The organism is Bradyrhizobium diazoefficiens USDA 110 (assembly GCF_000011365.1).
GTDB lineage: Bacteria > Pseudomonadota > Alphaproteobacteria > Rhizobiales > Xanthobacteraceae > Bradyrhizobium > Bradyrhizobium diazoefficiens.
Map to the genome: position 1 here is coordinate 4,652,981 of NC_004463.1, position 15,332 is coordinate 4,668,312.

At 65.3% G+C, this 15,332-nt stretch carries 21 protein-coding genes and 1 pseudogene; 12 read left to right on the forward strand and 10 right to left on the reverse strand.

Going from position 1 to position 15,332, the window contains the following annotated elements; translation table 11 throughout:
• Positions 1-2: 2 nt before the first annotated feature.
• Positions 3-188 carry a hypothetical protein gene (locus BJA_RS20950; protein WP_038966818.1) on the forward strand — a complete coding sequence of 62 codons (186 nt, stop codon included), beginning with the start codon at positions 3-5 and terminating at the stop codon, positions 186-188.
• Between the two features lie 19 nt (positions 189-207).
• On the opposite strand, the gene BJA_RS20955 is transcribed toward BJA_RS20950, so the two are convergent.
• Positions 208-459 (reverse strand): hypothetical protein, encoded by a 252-nt coding sequence (locus tag BJA_RS20955; RefSeq protein ID WP_038966819.1) that lies wholly within the window; start codon positions 457-459, stop codon positions 208-210.
• Positions 460-551: 92 nt separating this feature from the next.
• Complete coding sequence (locus tag BJA_RS20960; RefSeq protein ID WP_011086989.1) at positions 552-944, reverse strand: hypothetical protein; 393 nt, start codon at positions 942-944, stop codon at positions 552-554.
• A gap of 128 nt (positions 945-1,072) precedes the next feature.
• On the opposite strand from BJA_RS20960, the gene BJA_RS20965 reads away from it, so the two are divergent.
• Positions 1,073-1,855: an SDR family NAD(P)-dependent oxidoreductase gene (locus tag BJA_RS20965; RefSeq protein WP_028171186.1), complete on the forward strand. Its 783-nt coding sequence runs from the start codon at positions 1,073-1,075 to the stop codon at positions 1,853-1,855.
• Between the two features lies 1 nt (position 1,856).
• On the opposite strand, the gene BJA_RS20970 is transcribed toward BJA_RS20965, so the two are convergent.
• Together BJA_RS20970 and BJA_RS20975 are read right to left on the reverse strand one after the other, a co-directional pair.
• Complete coding sequence (locus BJA_RS20970) at positions 1,857-2,087, reverse strand: DUF6894 family protein (protein ID WP_028171187.1); 231 nt, start codon at positions 2,085-2,087, stop codon at positions 1,857-1,859.
• A gap of 533 nt (positions 2,088-2,620) precedes the next feature.
• The gene (locus BJA_RS20975) at positions 2,621-3,622 is read right to left on the reverse strand and encodes a hypothetical protein (RefSeq protein ID WP_038966820.1); all 1,002 of its coding nucleotides are present in this window, start codon (positions 3,620-3,622) and stop codon (positions 2,621-2,623) included.
• 274 nt (positions 3,623-3,896) lie between these two features.
• On the opposite strand from BJA_RS20975, the gene BJA_RS20980 reads away from it, so the two are divergent.
• Positions 3,897-4,550 carry a L,D-transpeptidase gene (locus BJA_RS20980; protein WP_011086992.1) on the forward strand — a complete coding sequence of 218 codons (654 nt, stop codon included), beginning with the start codon at positions 3,897-3,899 and terminating at the stop codon, positions 4,548-4,550.
• 30 nt (positions 4,551-4,580) lie between these two features.
• Here the strand turns inward: BJA_RS20980 and BJA_RS20985 are convergent, their stop codons facing one another.
• On the reverse strand, positions 4,581-5,015 hold the full coding sequence (locus tag BJA_RS20985) for a COG4315 family predicted lipoprotein (RefSeq protein WP_011086993.1): 435 nt from the start codon (positions 5,013-5,015) through the stop codon (positions 4,581-4,583).
• Between the two features lie 118 nt (positions 5,016-5,133).
• Positions 5,134-5,598: a MarR family winged helix-turn-helix transcriptional regulator gene (locus BJA_RS20990; protein WP_011086994.1), complete on the reverse strand. Its 465-nt coding sequence runs from the start codon at positions 5,596-5,598 to the stop codon at positions 5,134-5,136.
• Positions 5,599-5,701: 103 nt separating this feature from the next.
• Here BJA_RS20990 and BJA_RS20995 point away from each other — a divergent pair, with 103 nt between their 5' ends.
• The 5 genes from BJA_RS20995 (at position 5,702) to BJA_RS21015 (ending at position 9,972) form a co-directional block, all read left to right on the forward strand.
• Complete coding sequence (locus tag BJA_RS20995) at positions 5,702-7,624, forward strand: FAD-binding monooxygenase (protein WP_038966821.1); 1,923 nt, start codon at positions 5,702-5,704, stop codon at positions 7,622-7,624.
• Positions 7,625-7,769: 145 nt separating this feature from the next.
• Positions 7,770-8,741 (forward strand): SH3 domain-containing protein, encoded by a 972-nt coding sequence (locus BJA_RS21000; RefSeq protein WP_011086996.1) that lies wholly within the window; start codon positions 7,770-7,772, stop codon positions 8,739-8,741.
• Positions 8,742-8,903: 162 nt separating this feature from the next.
• Positions 8,904-9,182 carry a hypothetical protein gene (locus BJA_RS21005; protein ID WP_038966825.1) on the forward strand — a complete coding sequence of 93 codons (279 nt, stop codon included), beginning with the start codon at positions 8,904-8,906 and terminating at the stop codon, positions 9,180-9,182.
• 217 nt (positions 9,183-9,399) lie between these two features.
• Positions 9,400-9,579, forward strand: a complete 180-nt coding sequence (locus tag BJA_RS21010; RefSeq protein WP_028171193.1) for a hypothetical protein — start codon at positions 9,400-9,402, stop codon at positions 9,577-9,579.
• 72 nt (positions 9,580-9,651) lie between these two features.
• Positions 9,652-9,972, forward strand: a complete 321-nt coding sequence (locus tag BJA_RS21015) for a hypothetical protein (protein WP_011086999.1) — start codon at positions 9,652-9,654, stop codon at positions 9,970-9,972.
• 21 nt (positions 9,973-9,993) lie between these two features.
• Here BJA_RS21015 and BJA_RS21020 read toward each other — a convergent pair whose 3' ends face one another.
• The 3 genes from BJA_RS21020 to BJA_RS21030 form a co-directional block, all read right to left on the reverse strand.
• Positions 9,994-10,563 carry a TetR/AcrR family transcriptional regulator gene (locus tag BJA_RS21020; protein WP_011087000.1) on the reverse strand — a complete coding sequence of 190 codons (570 nt, stop codon included), beginning with the start codon at positions 10,561-10,563 and terminating at the stop codon, positions 9,994-9,996.
• A complete protein-coding gene (locus BJA_RS21025) occupies positions 10,563-10,907 on the reverse strand; it encodes a DMT family transporter (protein WP_011087001.1) in 345 nt (114 codons plus the stop codon). The genes BJA_RS21020 and BJA_RS21025 overlap by 1 nt, the downstream gene beginning before the upstream one ends.
• A gap of 213 nt (positions 10,908-11,120) precedes the next feature.
• Positions 11,121-11,786 (reverse strand): O-methyltransferase, encoded by a 666-nt coding sequence (locus tag BJA_RS21030; protein ID WP_011087002.1) that lies wholly within the window; start codon positions 11,784-11,786, stop codon positions 11,121-11,123.
• Between the two features lie 97 nt (positions 11,787-11,883).
• On the opposite strand from BJA_RS21030, the gene BJA_RS21035 reads away from it, so the two are divergent.
• The 3 genes and pseudogenes from BJA_RS21035 to BJA_RS44030 all read left to right on the forward strand — a co-directional run.
• Entirely contained in the window at positions 11,884-12,528 is a 645-nt protein-coding gene (locus BJA_RS21035) for a TetR family transcriptional regulator (protein WP_011087003.1), read from the forward strand.
• Between the two features lie 92 nt (positions 12,529-12,620).
• Complete coding sequence (locus BJA_RS21040; protein ID WP_011087004.1) at positions 12,621-13,262, forward strand: FMN-binding negative transcriptional regulator; 642 nt, start codon at positions 12,621-12,623, stop codon at positions 13,260-13,262.
• A 134-nt stretch (positions 13,263-13,396) separates the two neighbouring features.
• Positions 13,397-13,510: pseudogene (locus BJA_RS44030) on the forward strand (pyridoxal kinase); the annotation flags it as partial.
• On the opposite strand, the gene BJA_RS21045 reads toward BJA_RS44030, so the two are convergent.
• Positions 13,472-14,536: an IS630-like element ISRj1 family transposase gene (locus tag BJA_RS21045; protein ID WP_011084514.1), complete on the reverse strand. Its 1,065-nt coding sequence runs from the start codon at positions 14,534-14,536 to the stop codon at positions 13,472-13,474. The pseudogene BJA_RS44030 and the gene BJA_RS21045 overlap by 39 nt on opposite strands.
• Here BJA_RS21045 and pdxY point away from each other — a divergent pair.
• Positions 14,532-15,329: a pyridoxal kinase gene (gene pdxY / locus BJA_RS21050; RefSeq protein ID WP_063921617.1), complete on the forward strand. Its 798-nt coding sequence runs from the start codon at positions 14,532-14,534 to the stop codon at positions 15,327-15,329. The genes BJA_RS21045 and pdxY overlap by 5 nt on opposite strands.
• Positions 15,330-15,332 lie beyond the last annotated feature (3 nt).

Below are 15,332 nucleotides of genomic sequence, written 5' to 3' on the forward strand. Positions count from 1 at the left end.
CCATGATGTCGGAGCTCCAGGTCCACACCGTCGCACGCCAGATGCTCGAACGGCACGGCTTTGCTGCGATTGCGAAGGCCGCCGAGCAGGCCCAGGCCTGCGAGGGCCGCGGCGAGGCCGATGAGGCCAAGGAATGGCGTCACATCGCGGATGCCATGAAGGTCATACGTGGGCCGCACCAGAGCTGACCACGGGGAACGGGAACAGTCAGCGCTCCTCGTGATCGGTTCCCTGTGCCGGGGCGCGATGTTGCGTTTGCGGCTGGCCGCGCTCGTTCGTTTCCTTGCAGGAAAGCTGCTCCCACGAACCGTCGGGCGCCTGCTGATAGGCGCTACAGGACGACGAGGAGGTCGATTTGTCCTCGCCCTTCTGGGCGTCGGTATTCTTCGCAAAGGCCGGGGTGGTCAGCACGGCACTGATCGCGAGGGCGCCGGCGAAGACGAAATGAACCATTCGCATACGGATCTCCTGTTCGAAGCGGCCCGCATGCTGGCGAGGATTGTGACGATTATTGGCCGCGGCGGCGGTTCCGCCGCGGTGTGCTTAACGCTCTAGCCGCCCTTGCTGCGGATCAGGCCGGCGAGGTTGGTCTTCTGGGCCTCGCACCAGCCGGGCATGCCAAGGCGGCGCTGGTCCATATCGGTCGCCTGCGTCGCCACCGCGACCTCGGCCATCAGCTCGTCGTCCTGCTTCTCGCCCATCTTGCCGCCGGTGTGCATCCAGGCGATCGCCTTGCGCACCTTCTCGGTGGTGCCGTCGGGCAGCTGCATCTGCTGCGCCTTCTGCACGAGGTCCTGATAGACGAGATCCGTGTTGGGGCACTCGACCTTGGCGGCGAAGGCCTGCAAGACCATCGTCACATAGGTCGAACGTGGCGGCGCGTCGCCCGCCTGTGCCGGCGCGGCAAGCAGCAAAAGGCCCGTCATCAGAAAACCATAGCGCATCCTTGGTACCTCCTCGATTTTTTTGGGAGGCTAGCGTCCGGCGCGCCGCTCCGCAATGGCGCCGGGACGCAATTGTCGCGTCTCCGTGCGGTGCGCTAGATTGGCTGCTCCCGGACCCGGAGAGCGACATGAGCCTGTTCAGCGCGCCGTTCGATCCCGCAACCGACACGGCGCTCGTCACCGGCGCGGGCAACGGCATCGGCCGCGCGATCGCGCAGGCGCTGGTCGGCGAGGGCGTCCGGACCGTGTTCGCCGACGTGAGTGCGGAGCGGGTCAGTGCCGCGATCGGCGCGAGCGAGAGGCCTGGACACGCGGTGCCCTGGGTCGGCGATCTCGCGAGGCTCGATGCCTGCGATGCGCTGCTTGCCGCCTCACACGCCGCGCTGGGCGAGGTGACGCATTTCGTGCATAGCGCTTCGCCGCCGCGACGCGAGGCCGATCATGCGCTCGCGGTGGATCGCAGGACCTGGCAGGAGATGCACGCCGTCAACCTCGATGCGGGTTTTCATCTGGCGCGCGAGATCGCCAAGCGGCTGATCGCGGCGAAGCGGCCCGGCTCGTTCCTGTTCCTCACCTCGCTGCATGCGGGCACGCCGCGTAACCTGCCGCATTACTCGACGGCGAAGGCGGGGATGGCGATGCTGGTGAAGGAGCTCGCGAAGACGTTCGGGCGCCACGACATTCGCGTCAACGCGCTGGTGCCCGGTGCGATCGCTGCCGGCGGTTTCGTCGCGGATGCCTCGCTGGCGCGGCACATCCCGCTCGGGCGTCTGGGCGAGGCGAAAGACCTCGCACCGATGGCGCTCGCGGTGCTGTCGAACAAGCTCTCCGCTTACGTCACCGGCGCGGCCTTCGTCGTCGACGGCGGATTGTCGCTGACGAACTGGTTCGAGGCGCCGGTGCTGGAGTAGCCTAGCGCTGCCAGGCCGGCACGGGATCGAGCGGCGTGCGATAGAGCTCGTTGTGATCGCGGTCGGTGACGCGCACCGCGCAACCCTTTTGCTGAAGCTCCGGCTTCACCTGCGACAGCTCGTTGGCCAGTTGGTGGGCGCGATCGGAGGCGACCTCGATATCCTCGAGGATGATTCCGCCCTGGTTCTTGAACTCTTCACCAACCACAAGATCGAAGTAGTAGTAAGGCATCCGAATTCCCCGGTGTTACGACCCAAGTCTCGACGACAAGTCTGGAAAACAAGTCTTCAACGGAAGTCTCAACACATCCCGGATGGTACCACTGAGTCGATCTTTATCGAATGAATGAAGCGCGCAATCTCTGTGCTTATGGCGCAGAAATGATGTGCAGCATGCAGGCGCGTTAAGATTTTATTAAATATGTCAGCGTGATCATGAGGCATGGAATTGCAACAGAACCGGGCTCCGGGAACCGGCAGTTGCAAGAGAAGGCCGTCGGCATAGATCCCGACGGCCTTTTCTCTCTTGGCCTATTCGTTCGTCGTAAGACGATCGAAGCATCGATCTCCGTAGTGGCCCGGACTTAACGCATCGCATCGAGTCGGACAGCTTGCAGCGACGCTGCGTTACCGATGCTGTGCGATCGCCCGGCGTTGGTCTAGAGCCTTTCCCGTTCCGATGGAATCGGAACGGGAAAGGCTCTAGATTCTTGTTTTGACGCGTTTTCTTTACGCGAACCGGTATCCACTTCGCTCGAAAACGCTCTAGCGCAGCGGCATTGGCGGACGCACGACGGGTCCATCGTCATCGGCAACGGCTTGTGTCGTGGCGGCCGGCGCGACCGGCGGTGGGACCGCGGCAGCCTGTGACGGCGGCGGCGGAGACGCGACCGGTGCGGGCGAATACGCCGGCATGTAGGTCTGCGTCACGGCCGGCTTCGGCTTGCGAACCGGTGGAGCCGGAGGCCGCGGCGGTAGCGCGGAAACGCGCGCGCGTGGATCGACCGGCATCGTCGCAGCCATCGGCTTCGGTGCGGACGGCTTCGCCATCTCGCGCGCCATCTGCTCCTGTCCGGCCTTCAACTCGGCGATGTTGGCCTTGAGTTGCTCGATCTGCTGCGCCATTGCGGCAAGATCCCGCGTCATCGATTGCACCGACTGAGCTGTTTCGGACGGCGCTGCTGCGGGCACGGCCGCAGACGCCGACTGAGTCGCTGCCGGCGTCGGGGATTGGTCGGCTGTTTGATCGGTTGCAGCTTCCGCCGCGGGCGGGGCGGACTGCGCAGCGGCGACCGGCGCCGGCTGTGACGTCGAAGGCATCAGCGACGCCAATACGGGTTTCCAGTCGGCGAGCATTTGCCTCGCCACGTCGCCGTGTTTCTCCCAGGCGATGGTGGCAGCCGCGCTGCCGCCCGCGAACAGAAACGTGACGAAAGCGCCGCGCAGCCACTTGCCGGCGGCGGATCGCTTCTGCCGGCCGTGACCGTCGCCGGCCGTTACGCGCACCGCGGTGTCGACCGAGGGCATCGCCGGCTGCGGCTCCACAACAGGACTGAACTTCGGCTCCGGATTGATTCTGGGCCCGGGCGCGAATTTCGGCTCCGGACGCGGCGTGATGTCAGGCGCCAGCGCGGGGGCAGCGCCGACGGGGCGCGAGGCCAGCACGATATCCGGCGAGATCTGAACCGCGTCGTGCGGATCGTTGTCCTTGACCGTGTCCTTCACGATCTCATCGACGATTTGCTTGCTGTTCAGCATCGCGAGCATCGCAGCTCCTTTGAAGCCTTCGTCGTCCGCATTGGCGCGAGCCGATCTGTTGAGGTGAGCCCCATCCCAAGTCTGATGACGCACGAGTCCAGCCGGGTTTGACCAAAGCAAGGCGAGGGGATGGAGATGATGCGACGGTCTTCTGCCGTTTGTGGTGATGGAACTCCGCCGGAAAAACACGCGGACGTGTTCCGCATTGCCTTGTTTTCAGCACGATTTGGGCAATATCTGACGCTGCTGGGGGTGCTGCTATCCGCTATCGGGGGGGCCGGCGGTGCCAAGATCTGTTCTCGCTCTTTTCGTTGTTGCCATGCTGCCGCTCGGCGGCTGCATGCAGACGACGCTTTCGCCATCCACGGATGCGAGCATGACGCCGCGCGACCGGCAGTTGCTCGCGCATACGCCATACGCTCAGGCGAACGTGCCCGAGCAATATCTCCGTCATATCGTCGATTACCAGCGCAAGGAGCAGCCGGGCACGATCCTGGTCGATACCGATGCGCGCTACCTCTATTTCGTGCTGCCCGAGGGCAAGGCGATCCGCTACGGCGTCGCGGTCGGCGAGGAGGCCATGGCCTTCTCGGGCGTCGCGCGCGTCGGCCGTTTGGCGGAATGGCCGGATTGGGTTCCGACAGCGGACATCCAGGCGCGGCTTGGACCGTATCCGGCGCGCGTCGCCGGCGGTCCCGCCAATCCGCTGGGCGCCCGCGGCATCTATCTCTTTGTCGGCAACAAGGACACGCTCTACCGCATCCACGGCACCAACCAGCCCGAATATATCGGGCAGGCGATCTCGTCAGGCTGTATCCGGATGCGCAACGAGGACGTGATCGATCTCTACGACCGGGTGAAGCTCAATTCGATGGTCGTGGTGCTGCCGCCCGGGCAGAACGCGCAGGTCGAGACGGGCACGCGCTGGCGCGGGTGACCAGCGCGTCACGGCGCTGCCGCTCGGGCCCTACTCCCCGGGCCGTGCGATGCGCCATTGCAGCGTCGTGGCGTTGCCGTTGGCATCGCCCGGCGCCTTGTCGGCGGGTGACGTGTAGAGCGGGCGATAGCGGTATGCCCACATCCTGCTGCCGTCGTTGCGGCTGATCACGGTGAAGTCGCCGACGGCCTTGGCGTCGGCCGTTGCGGCGAGCGGAACCCAGCTTTCGGTGCACTTACCGTTGCAGTTCGACGTCTTGCCGGTGGTGTCGCGCTCGTAATAATAGAGCGTCATGCCCTTGGGATCGACGAGCTTGGGACCCTGCTTGGTGATGACCACCTTCGCCGGCGCGGTCGTCGCCTCGGGCTTGGGCGGAGGAGGGGTATCGCCGCCGCCATGGCCGTTTGCGAGCGCATGGCCGGTCGAGAGCGCGATGGCCGCGGCCGCAATGAGGAACCTGAACATCCGAAACTCCCGAACGGCAAGTTAATCGCGCGTTAAGCGCCGAATGGGGCCGACGGTAGCAGCCGAAGGTTAGTTCCTGGTTTCGCGGCGCTGCGACAATTACGGGCATGAATGCGGCTTAGGCCTGCACATCGCGGAGCGGGGCGCGGCTGAGCTCGTTGCCGGCAGCGATCGCCTTGCGCATCAGACGCATCAGCTCCTCGCCTTCCCTGGCGCTGAGGCCGCGCAGCATGATGCGCTGTGCGGACTCGACCGCAGGCGTGATCTTGCGCAGCGTGCGCCGGCCTTCGTCGGTGACCTCGAGCTCGCGGGCGCGGCGGTCGCGGCTCGAGGCGCGGCGCTCCGCCAGGCCCTTCTGCACGAGGCGATCGATCACGCCGGTGATGGTGGTGCGGTCATAGGCGATCAACCCTGCGAGCGTCACCTGGTCGAGCCCCGGATTGGCCTTGATGGTCGCGAGCGCGGCGTATTGCACCGGCGTGAGGTCGAAGCCGGCATCCCCGACCTCGGCCAGGAAGACCGCGACCGCGATCTGCTGGAAGCGGCGCGCCAGATGACCGGGCATGTCGTTGTTGTCTTTCACCGAATTCTCCTGAGGTCACAGGGAGGGCGGGATCCGTTGACAAGTATACTGATAGTCAGCATACTGAGCAATATCGAAGAAGACGTTGACGGGAGAGGTGCTCATGCAATTCCATCTCAATGGATTTCAGCCGGGCGACCCTGAAATCGCCGATCCCGCTGAACGCGTTCAGGCCCCCGGTGCAGCGGGCGGCGTGCCCGACGAGGTCGACGTCCTCATCGTCGGCTGTGGGCCCGCAGGCCTGACGCTCGCGGCCCAGCTTGCCCAATTTCCTGACATCAAGACCTGCATCGTCGAGCAGAAGCCGGGCCGGCTGTCGGTCGGCCAGGCCGACGGCGTCGCCTGCCGCACCATGGAGATGTTCCACGCTTTTGGCTTTAGCGAGCGCGTGCTGAAGGAAGCCTATTGGGTCAACGAGACGACGTTCTGGAAGCCGGACGAACGGCGGCCCGAGACCATCGTCCGCAGCGGCCGGGTGCAGGACGTGGAGGACGGGCTGTCGGAATTCCCGCACGTTATCCTCAACCAGGCGCGCATCCATGACGGCTTTCTCGACGTCATGCGCAAATCGCCGGCCAAGCTCGAGCCCTATTACAGCCGCCGCTTGCTCGACCTCCAGGTCGATCCGGCCGCGGGGCCTGCCGACCATGCCGTGACCGTGCGCCTCGAACGCGTCGACGCCGAAAACGAGGGCAAGGTCGAGACGATCAGGGCGCGCTATGTCGTCGGCTGCGACGGCGCGCGCAGCACCGTGCGCAAGTCGATCGGCCGCGAACTGCACGGCGATTCCGCCAACCACGCCTGGGGCGTGATGGACGTGCTGGCGGTGACCGATTTTCCGGACATCCGCTTCAAGGCCCTGATCCAGTCGGCGAAGGACGGCAGCCTGCTGATCATTCCGCGCGAAGGCGGCTACATGGTGCGCATCTATGTCGAGCTCGCCAAGCTCGACGTCGGCGAGCGCGTCGCCAGCCGCAACATCACCGCCGATGACGTGATCGCCAAGGCGCAGCGGATCCTGAAACCGCATACGCTTGACGTGAAGGAGATCGCCTGGTGGTCGGTCTACGAGATCGGCCAGCGCCTGACCGACAAGTTCGACGACGTGCCGGAAGCCGAGACCGCGACCCGCCTGCCGCGCATCTTCATCGCCGGCGATGCCTGCCATACCCACAGCCCGAAGGCGGGGCAGGGTATGAACGTCTCGATGCAGGATGCCTTCAATCTCGGCTGGAAGCTCGCCGCCGTGCTCCGCAAGCAGAGTGCGCCAAGCCTGCTGCATTCCTATTCCGCGGAGCGCCAGGCGGTCGCGAAAGAGCTGATCGACTTCGACCGCGAATGGTCGGGGATTCTGGCCTCTGCGGCCAAGGCCGGTGGCGCCGATGCCGCCATGACGCAGGACTATTTTGTCCGGCACGGCCGCTATACGGCCGGCACCGCGACGCATTACACGCCCTCGGTCCTCACGGGGGCTTTGTCCCATCAGCATCTTGCGGAAGGCCTCGTGATCGGCAAGCGCTTCCATTCCGCGCCGGTGATCCGGCTGGCGGACGCAAAGCCCGTTCATCTCGGCCACGCAGCGCAGGCCGACGGACGCTTCCGCATCTATGCATTTTCCGGCGCGGAGAATCCGGCGGCGGCCGGCTCCGCCATTCGTGCGTTGTGCAATTTTCTCACCGAGGCAGGGGAATCGCCGGTGAGGCGATACACCCCCGGAGGCGCCGACATCGACGCCGTGATCGATCTGCGCGCGGTGTTTCAGCAAGATCATCGCGAGCTTGCGATCGAGGCGATGCCACCGCTGCTGCTGCCGCGCAAAGGCCGCTACGGTTTGCTTGACTACGAAAAGATGTTCTGTCCGGATTTCAAGAGCGGTCACGATGTGTTTGCGATGCGCGGCATCGATCGGAAGGCCGGTTGCATGGTCGTCGTGCGGCCGGATCAATACGTCGCGAACGTGCTGCCGCTCGACGATCTTGCCGGGCTCGCGTCGTACTTCGACGGGTTCATGCTGCCGGTGAATTGACGTTCGCCGTGTTGCGCTCGTCGTACCGATGAACGGCGGATGAATATTGAACTCCGCGCGCATTCAATCTTTCGGCTGATGCGGCAGCTCTAGGAGGAACGCTCGTTCCTTCTGCGCGTTCCGACTCGCAGAGGAGGAATACGCCATGAGACTCAGAAGCATTTTGGTTGCAGCACTGCTACTCGCCCCGACGGCCGCGCTGGCCGCGCCGGGCATCGTCACCGTTTCGACCGGCTTGCGCGCCGGACCGGGGTCGGGATTCCCCGTGGTCGATCGCATCCCCGAGGGCGCCCGCGTCAACATCCATGGCTGCCTGCGCGGCAATGCCTGGTGCGACGTGAGCTTCTCCGACGATCGCGGCTGGGTGTCGTCGCAATATCTCGAATATCTCTACCGCAATCACTACGTCTATCTCCCCGACTATGTCGACGAGATCGACGTGCCCGTCGTGCCCTTCGTGCTGAGCTCGTACTGGTCGAGCTATTATCAGGGGCGGCCCTGGTATCGCCGCCATGCCTACTGGAATAGTTACTGGAGCTCGCACGAGCGCTTCGCGACGCGGATGACGATTGATCCGAGTGCGGCCCGTATCGGCCGTGCGGCGACACGCGATGCGGCGATCGCACTGGGGCGCAATGGCGCGAATACAAAGGGCGCCGCCGCGATCTCCGGACGCGATGCCGTGACGGCACGGCATGACGCAGCCATCGCCAAGCGCGACGCTGCGGTTGCGGCCGACCGGACTCGCGTCGGGCGAAGCGATCGCCTGGTGAATGCGCGGACGACCGTGCAGCAGAACCGCAACCCGCGCGACGCGCAGGCGCGCATGATGCACGAGCATGCGGCGAGCCGCGCCGCAACGCGTGCGCAGCCGATGGCGCGAGCTCATGAAGCTCCGCGCGTGTCGGCCGCGCCTGCGGCCCGGCCCGCGACGCCGCATGTGGCGCAGCCGAACGTCAGCCATGGCGCGCCGATGAATGCCCATGCGCAGATGCCGGCGCCGCGCGCGGCAGCACCTGCGATGCCGCATCCGGGCGGCGGTGCTCAGCACATCAACGCCACTCCGCGTGGTGGCGCGCCGGCCGGCGGTCCCGGTGGCGGTCACGAGAAGCACTAACGTCATTGCGAAAGCCCGGCCCTCGCGCCGGGCTTTCTGTTAGTCGGGTTCCCTGCGCGTACAATTTAAGAAAGTTCTTCGCGGGCAGATTTCATCGATCGTAATATGTCTACCCAAAGCTGTAAGCATCCACTCGGGGCAGCGGGGCACGGGAGGATGACGATGAGACAGAGCCAGGCGGAGACGCGCCGCCAAAATGTCGCGAAGCGGTCCATGACGAAAGAGGTCAAGCAGTTGACCGGCTTGATCGCCACACTGCGCGATTCGCTCGAAAGCATCCACAAGCAGCGGGCGAACGCCAAACTCTCCGGCGCCGAGATGGGTCTTCTCGACGAACGGCGCAACAATCTGCTGCTTACGATCGCGGCCCTGGACGATCGCCTGTCGGCGGTGCAGGGGCTGATCGATCTCGGCCGTCCGCACATCATCCGCGTCCATTAGCGGAGTTCGGAGGTGGCGCGATCGGTTCCGTTGCTGATGTGACGGGCCGGCCCCCAGCTGCCGAACGCGGCACGCGTTCGATCCGGTCACCCGGCTGCGGGTGCGCCGGTGCGATGCTGCCTGCGGATGGCACCAAATTGCCACGCTCCCGGCGAATTGCCGCCAAAGCCCGCTGCCACGAGGAAGCGGGTGCAGGGGCAACGCAAGGGGACACGCATTGGCCTACAAAATGATCGCAGAACGCGACAACGAGAAGTACAGTTTCGCCCGCGAGAGCCGCCTGCTCATCGTGGCGAAGGCAAGGGTGTGGGCGAGCGAGGGATGGCGGGTCGTCATCACCGACCAGGACGGCAAGGCCTACGCGCCGCCCGAATTCGATCAATTGCTGGCGGCGTGACCGCAAGACGGGGCTAGGGGACGACATTTGACTTCGCACTTTCGGCCAGGGCGCGACCTGATCGCGCCCCTGATGATTCTCGCAGCCGCCGCCGCACTGACGGCGACGGTCGCATCCGCTCAAAATCTCGATGCCGGCAAGTCGGCCGAAAAGCTGTTTGCCGATGGTTGCGCGACCTGCCACCGGAGCCCGCGCGGTCTTGCCAAGGGGCGCTTCAGCCTGACGCTGTCATGGTTCCTGAAGGACCACTACGCGACCAGCTCTGACTCCGCCAAGGCGCTCGCCGCGTATCTGGAGTCCGTCGATGCGCCGCCACCGCGAGCCGCGGCCAAGCCCGGCGCAAAATCCTCCCGATCCGCGCCGCGTCCGCCCAAGCCAGTGACAAGCCAGTAGCCAGCGCCGACAAAAAGGTCGCTATCCGCGCCGATAGGTCTCCGCGATCAGCCGGCCGTGCACGGCGCGCAGTTCGGCGTTCATGCGCGTCTGTCCGGTCGTGACATAGGACAGCCAGGCGCCGTCGGCGGCGAGGCGCACGACATGGAGCTCCGGCGTGCCGTCGGTCGCGCGATGCCGCTTCAGGCGTGCCTTCATCCAGTCGTTCCAGAGCCGGCGCAGTGACGGATCGGTGACGACCACCATGCTCAGCGCCGCCCAGGGCGTGGTGAAGCCGAACGCCTTGCCGATGAACACCGCATTGACATAGGCGCGGGTAAAGCTGCCGCGCGGCTTGGGATCGGTTTCGATTGCGGCGTCGATCTCGGCATCGACGCGGGCGAGCAGATCGGCGAACAGGCCCTCGATCAGCGCCTGCTTGCTGCCGAAGTGATGAAACAGGCCGCCCTTGGTGACGCCGGCCGCCGCCGCCACGGCCTGCACCGTGATGCCGGAGACGCCATGGTCCGTGGCAATGGCCGCAGCGTGGTCGAGCAGGGCGCGCCGCACCTGCTCGGGCTGCTTGGCGCGGCTATAGGCGCTGGCCGGCATCAGTGCACCGTCGTCTCCGAGAACAGGTTGATGATGACGACGCCGGATACGATCAACCCGATGCCGACGAACGCCGCGGCGTCGAGCATCTGGCGGAATAGCACGAAGGAGACGGTGGCGGTCAGGATGATGCCGACCCCGCCCCAGATCGCATAGGCGATGCTCAGGGGGATCACCCGGATCGCGACCGACAGCGCGTAGAACGAGGCGACGTAGAACAGGACCATGGCGAGCGTCGGCCACGGCCGCGTGAACTGTGCGGATTGCTGCAGGAAGGCGGACGCGATGACCTCGGAGACGATGGCGAGGGCAAGCGCGGTGTAGGCATTGAAGGCGGAGGTCATGGCGGGCTCGGGCGTAGCGCAGGAAAGATACCGCGCGGTAGGTATGTTTAGCACGTGGAACATCGCTCTGCCGGTAGCTGCTATCACATGTGAGTGACGAGGGTGCGACACGGACGCGGACGTGATGTTCCGCGGTCTGTCGCCGATGACGCGCAGCCGCCGCGCGATGAATCGCGCAGCGGCTCAATGGCATCGCGGCGGCTCGACGTGGCGTCAGTTGATCCGCACGGAGAGTTCGACATCCTCGGCAAAGGCCGTGGAGATGTAGCCGCTGCCGGGCATGCGCACGCGCGCGAGATAGTCGGGGCTGTCGTCGGCATTGTCGGCGACGATGATCGCGCCCGGCTTGAGATGGCCCTCGACCAGATCCAGGATCTCAGGGTAGAGCGCCTTGGCGCCGTCGAGCAGCACGAGATCGATCGTGTCAGGGAGATCGGCCTTGAGCGTCTTCAGCGCATCCCCTTCGCGGATTTCGACGAGATCGAGCAGCCCGCCGGCCGAGAGGTTGTCGCGTGCCCGCGCTGCCTTGGACGGCTCGAACTCGCTGGTGATGAGACGGCCGCCGCCATTATCGCGCAGGCCCGCGGCGAGGTGCAGGGTCGAGATGCCGAAGGAGGTGCCGAACTCGACGATCGTTCTGGCGCGGGAGCTGCGCGCCAGCATGTAGAGCAGGGCGCCGGTCTCGCGGGATACCGCGAGCGGGACGTCCTTCAGGCGTCCGTAGAGGTCGGCGTAATCGGTCTTGCTTCGCATCATCCGCGCCCGGTCGGCGTCGGACAAATCGGCGACGGCTGCGAGCGTTGCGCCCCGTGTTGCCTCGGCCTCGAGGAACAGGCGGTCCAGCAGCGGCGCAAGCGATGTGATGGTTGGGGTGGTCATTCGTTGCCTCCAGGGTTCGCGAAGAAGCGCGTGCTTGCGCGAAGACTGAAATACGACTAATTCGTCGCATTTCCTATTCGCATTCCCCAGGCGCGCCATGGCCGATCGTCGAAGCCGTTCAATTTCCTCGCGAAAGCAGCCGCAACAGGCCCGCTCCACGGGGCTTGTGGCGGCCATTCTGGATGCGGCTGTTCAGGTCCTGGCGAAGGAGGGCGCGCAGCGTTTCACGACGGCGCGGGTGGCCGAGCGGGCCGGGGTGAGCGTCGGATCGCTCTATCAATATTTTCCGAACAAGGCGGCGATCCTGTTCCGCCTCCAGCGCGACGAGTGGCAACGCACGAGCGAGCTCTTGCGCGGCATCCTCGCGGACCGGGCAAAGCCGCCGCCGGCGCGGCTGCGCGCGCTGGTCCACGCTTTCATTCGCTCCGAGTGCGAGGAGGCTGCGATCCGCACGGCGCTCAGCGACGCCGCGCCGCTCTATCGCGATGCGCCCGAGGCACACGATGCGCGGGCCGCCGGCAAGGGCATCGTCGCGGCCTTCATGCGGGAGGCGCTGCCCAAGGCATCGGATGCGACGCGCGCTGTCGCCGGCGAACTAATCACGACGACGCTGAGCGAGGTCGGCAAGCGCTTCTCGGAGACGCCGCGCAGCGCGGCGGAGATCGCGCGCCATGCCGAGGGGCTCGCCGACATGTTCTGCGCCTATCTCGGCGAGCTGGCACGACGCCGAGATCAATGCTGACATCCGCGTTTGCAGCCCAATATCGTTTCGGATTTCGCCGGATGATGAGGTAGCCTCGCATCATCCTTCGTCCAGCCGTCGAGCGCCGCGCCATGCATGTCCTCCGTCCCCAATTCCGCATCGAGAAGCAGCGCGCGCTGGAATTCGCTGGGCAACGCGGCTTCGGCGTGATCGTGGCGGCGGATGAGCGCGGCCCGCGCGCCTCGCACGTCCCGTTCGTGCTGGATCAGCGCGACGGGCAAGCTATCGTGCAGGTCCATCTCGCGGCCAGAAATCCGCTCGTGCCGCTTGCGGATGGTACCAGGCGTTTCCTGCTGATCGTTGCCGGCGACGATGCCTACATCTCCAACGACTGGTATTCCTCGCGCGACAACGTCTCGACCTGGCTCTACGAGGCGGTGCACCTGTCGGGCGTGGCGCATCTGCGCGGGCTCGACGAGAACCGCGGGCACGGCGATGCGCTGCTCGCGGTCGCCGAGGCGCGGTTGCCGAAGCAGCCCTGGGACCTCGCGCAGATGGAGCCGGACAAGCGCGAGAGCATGTTGGCTGCGATCCGCGTCATCGATCTCGTGGTGGACCAAATCGAGGGGCAGGCCAAGCTTAACCAGCACAAGAGCGATGCGGACCATGTCGCGGTCGCCGACCACCTGGCGAGGTCGGAGGAGACCGTGCACCGGCGGCTGGCGCGGAAAATGCAGGCGCTGCGGCCGGAGCTTGGGTATGAGATGCCCTAGACTTGTCGCCCGGATGGAGTGCAGCGAAATCCGGGGGCTAACCGCGCGGCGCCAGTCCCGGGTTACGCTGCGCTCCATCCGGGCTGCGCTTGCTACCCTTGCCTCGCTCGGCATTTGACCTTACGGACCGCCCTATGCTCGTCATCTCCATTCAAAGCCAGGTGGTCCACGGCCATGTCGGCAACAGCGCGGCCGCCTATTACCCGGAATCAGAGCTGAGTGATACGGCGGCCTTTGAAACGGCGTTGACGGACCTTTTTCTTGGTCCAGACGAAGGGCTCGGCTCTGTCGTTGTATGCGTTGACGTAGGCATCGATGTGTTCCTGAAGCTGCTTGAGGCTCGTGAAGGAGGTGCCGCTGAGCGACTGCCCCTGCAAGATGGAAAACCATACTTCGACCTGATTGAGCCATGACGCACTTGTCGGCGTGAAATGAAATTGCACGTTGGGGTGGGCCTTGAGCCAGTCCTCGTTCTTTTTATGGGTGTTGAGGTTGTCGAGGATGACGTGAAGCTTGCGGTTCGGAAAAGTCGCGGTGACGCTGTTCATGAAATCGAGAAACTCGACGCGGCGCCGGCGTTTTGAATGGGTCGCGATGATCTTTCCGGTGGCGACTTCGAGCGCCGCAAACAATGTTGTGGTGCCATGCCGCTTGTAATCGTGGCTTTGGCCGGTTAAGGCGCGGCCATTGGGCAACTTCAGATAACCCTGCGCTCGCTCCAAAGCCTGGATCGAGGGCTTCTCGTCCACGCACAGCACAATGGCCTTCGCCGGCGGCGCGACATAGAGGCCGACAACATCGGCGGCTTTGGCCGTAAAGTTCGGGTCGTTGCTCTCGCACCAGGACTTGCGAGCCACCAGGTCAATCTTGTGGCTGCGCAGGAACCGCCAGACATATTGGACATCGACATCGCCCAGCGCCTCGGCCAGCAGGGGGCCGGTCCAGCGCGCAAACCCTTGCGGTGGCGGCTTATCCAGCAGCTTCAGAATCCGCTTGTCGGTCGTCTTCGTATAGATCGGCTGCTTGCCAGGCCGCGGCTTGTCTTGCAGCCCTTCAAGGCCATGGTCGGCATAGCGATGCCGCCAAAGGCTGACAATCCGCGGCTGGACCCCAACTTCCTTGGCGATCGACCGGGTGCTGCGCCCATCCGCCGCCAACAGAACTATCCGCGCCCGCTTCAAATCGCGCTGCAACGTCACCGGTGAGCGACAGCACGCCTCAAGCACCTTGCGATCTTTCCTCGAAAGGTGGACTTCTCTTGCTTCGGGTATCATCCCGACCTTGAATCACGACTCACGTTCCAAGAAAAGTGGGTACTATGCCATGCAGGCGGAGGGCGTGAACGTCGCGGCGGTGCCGACGACGTTGCTGTCGAACCATCCACGCTATCCGAGCCTGCGCGGGCGGGTGCTGGAGACCGAGCTCGTCGCCGATCTCCTGAAAGGCGTGGAGGAGCGCGATCTCGTCGACGAGGCCGCGGTGCTCGTCACCGGCTATCTCGGCTCGCCCGGCAATGCCGCCGTTGTCGCCGATTTCGTCGAGCGCGCCTTGAACCGCAATTCCAAGCTCGTCTATCTCTGCGATCCCGTGATCGGGGACGACGGCCGCGTCTATGTCGCCGACGGCATTCTGGACGTGGTGCGGCACCGCCTGCTGCCGGCGGCGAACCTGACCACGCCGAACCAGTTCGAGCTCGAGCTGCTCTCGGGCATCACGATCGCGGACGCTCAGGACTTGCGTGCGGCGTGCGCAGCGCTGGCGGGGACCGGCCGCATCGACGTCGTCGCCACCGGTTGCACACTCGCGGATACGCCGGACGGGCAGGTGGAGACGATCCTCTGCGCCGACGGGCAATTGTCGCGCTTTGCGACGCCGCGCCTGCCGATCCGCCCCTATGGCACCGGCGATCTCCTCTCCGGCCTGATCGCGGCGCATCTCGCCAAGGGAAAGGCGATGGAGGCGGCGGTGCGGCTCGCGGTCGAGACCATCTTTGCCGTGCTGGTGCGTACGCAGGAAGCGGGATCAGCCGAGATGCGTCTCGTGCCGCTGCCGACGCGGAAGCCGTAACGG

What these genes read in the sequence shown, in the direction of transcription:
- BJA_RS20950 (WP_038966818.1), top strand. Translation starts at nt 3, where the DNA reads ATGATGTCGGAGCTCCAGGTCCACACCGTCGCACGCCAGATGCTCGAA.
- BJA_RS20955 (WP_038966819.1), bottom strand. Translation starts at nt 459, where the DNA reads ATGCGAATGGTTCATTTCGTCTTCGCCGGCGCCCTCGCGATCAGTGCC.
- BJA_RS20960 (WP_011086989.1), bottom strand. Translation starts at nt 944, where the DNA reads ATGCGCTATGGTTTTCTGATGACGGGCCTTTTGCTGCTTGCCGCGCCG.
- BJA_RS20965 (WP_028171186.1), top strand. Translation starts at nt 1,073, where the DNA reads ATGAGCCTGTTCAGCGCGCCGTTCGATCCCGCAACCGACACGGCGCTC.
- BJA_RS20970 (WP_028171187.1), bottom strand. Translation starts at nt 2,087, where the DNA reads ATGCCTTACTACTACTTCGATCTTGTGGTTGGTGAAGAGTTCAAGAAC.
- BJA_RS20975 (WP_038966820.1), bottom strand. Translation starts at nt 3,622, where the DNA reads ATGCTCGCGATGCTGAACAGCAAGCAAATCGTCGATGAGATCGTGAAG.
- BJA_RS20985 (WP_011086993.1), bottom strand. Translation starts at nt 5,015, where the DNA reads ATGTTCAGGTTCCTCATTGCGGCCGCGGCCATCGCGCTCTCGACCGGC.
- BJA_RS20995 (WP_038966821.1), top strand. Translation starts at nt 5,702, where the DNA reads ATGCAATTCCATCTCAATGGATTTCAGCCGGGCGACCCTGAAATCGCC.
- BJA_RS21000 (WP_011086996.1), top strand. Translation starts at nt 7,770, where the DNA reads ATGAGACTCAGAAGCATTTTGGTTGCAGCACTGCTACTCGCCCCGACG.
- BJA_RS21005 (WP_038966825.1), top strand. Translation starts at nt 8,904, where the DNA reads ATGAGACAGAGCCAGGCGGAGACGCGCCGCCAAAATGTCGCGAAGCGG.
- BJA_RS21015 (WP_011086999.1), top strand. Translation starts at nt 9,652, where the DNA reads ATGATTCTCGCAGCCGCCGCCGCACTGACGGCGACGGTCGCATCCGCT.
- BJA_RS21020 (WP_011087000.1), bottom strand. Translation starts at nt 10,563, where the DNA reads ATGCCGGCCAGCGCCTATAGCCGCGCCAAGCAGCCCGAGCAGGTGCGG.
- BJA_RS21025 (WP_011087001.1), bottom strand. Translation starts at nt 10,907, where the DNA reads ATGACCTCCGCCTTCAATGCCTACACCGCGCTTGCCCTCGCCATCGTC.
- BJA_RS21030 (WP_011087002.1), bottom strand. Translation starts at nt 11,786, where the DNA reads ATGACCACCCCAACCATCACATCGCTTGCGCCGCTGCTGGACCGCCTG.
- BJA_RS21035 (WP_011087003.1), top strand. Translation starts at nt 11,884, where the DNA reads ATGGCCGATCGTCGAAGCCGTTCAATTTCCTCGCGAAAGCAGCCGCAA.
- BJA_RS21040 (WP_011087004.1), top strand. Translation starts at nt 12,621, where the DNA reads ATGCATGTCCTCCGTCCCCAATTCCGCATCGAGAAGCAGCGCGCGCTG.
- BJA_RS21045 (WP_011084514.1), bottom strand. Translation starts at nt 14,536, where the DNA reads ATGATACCCGAAGCAAGAGAAGTCCACCTTTCGAGGAAAGATCGCAAG.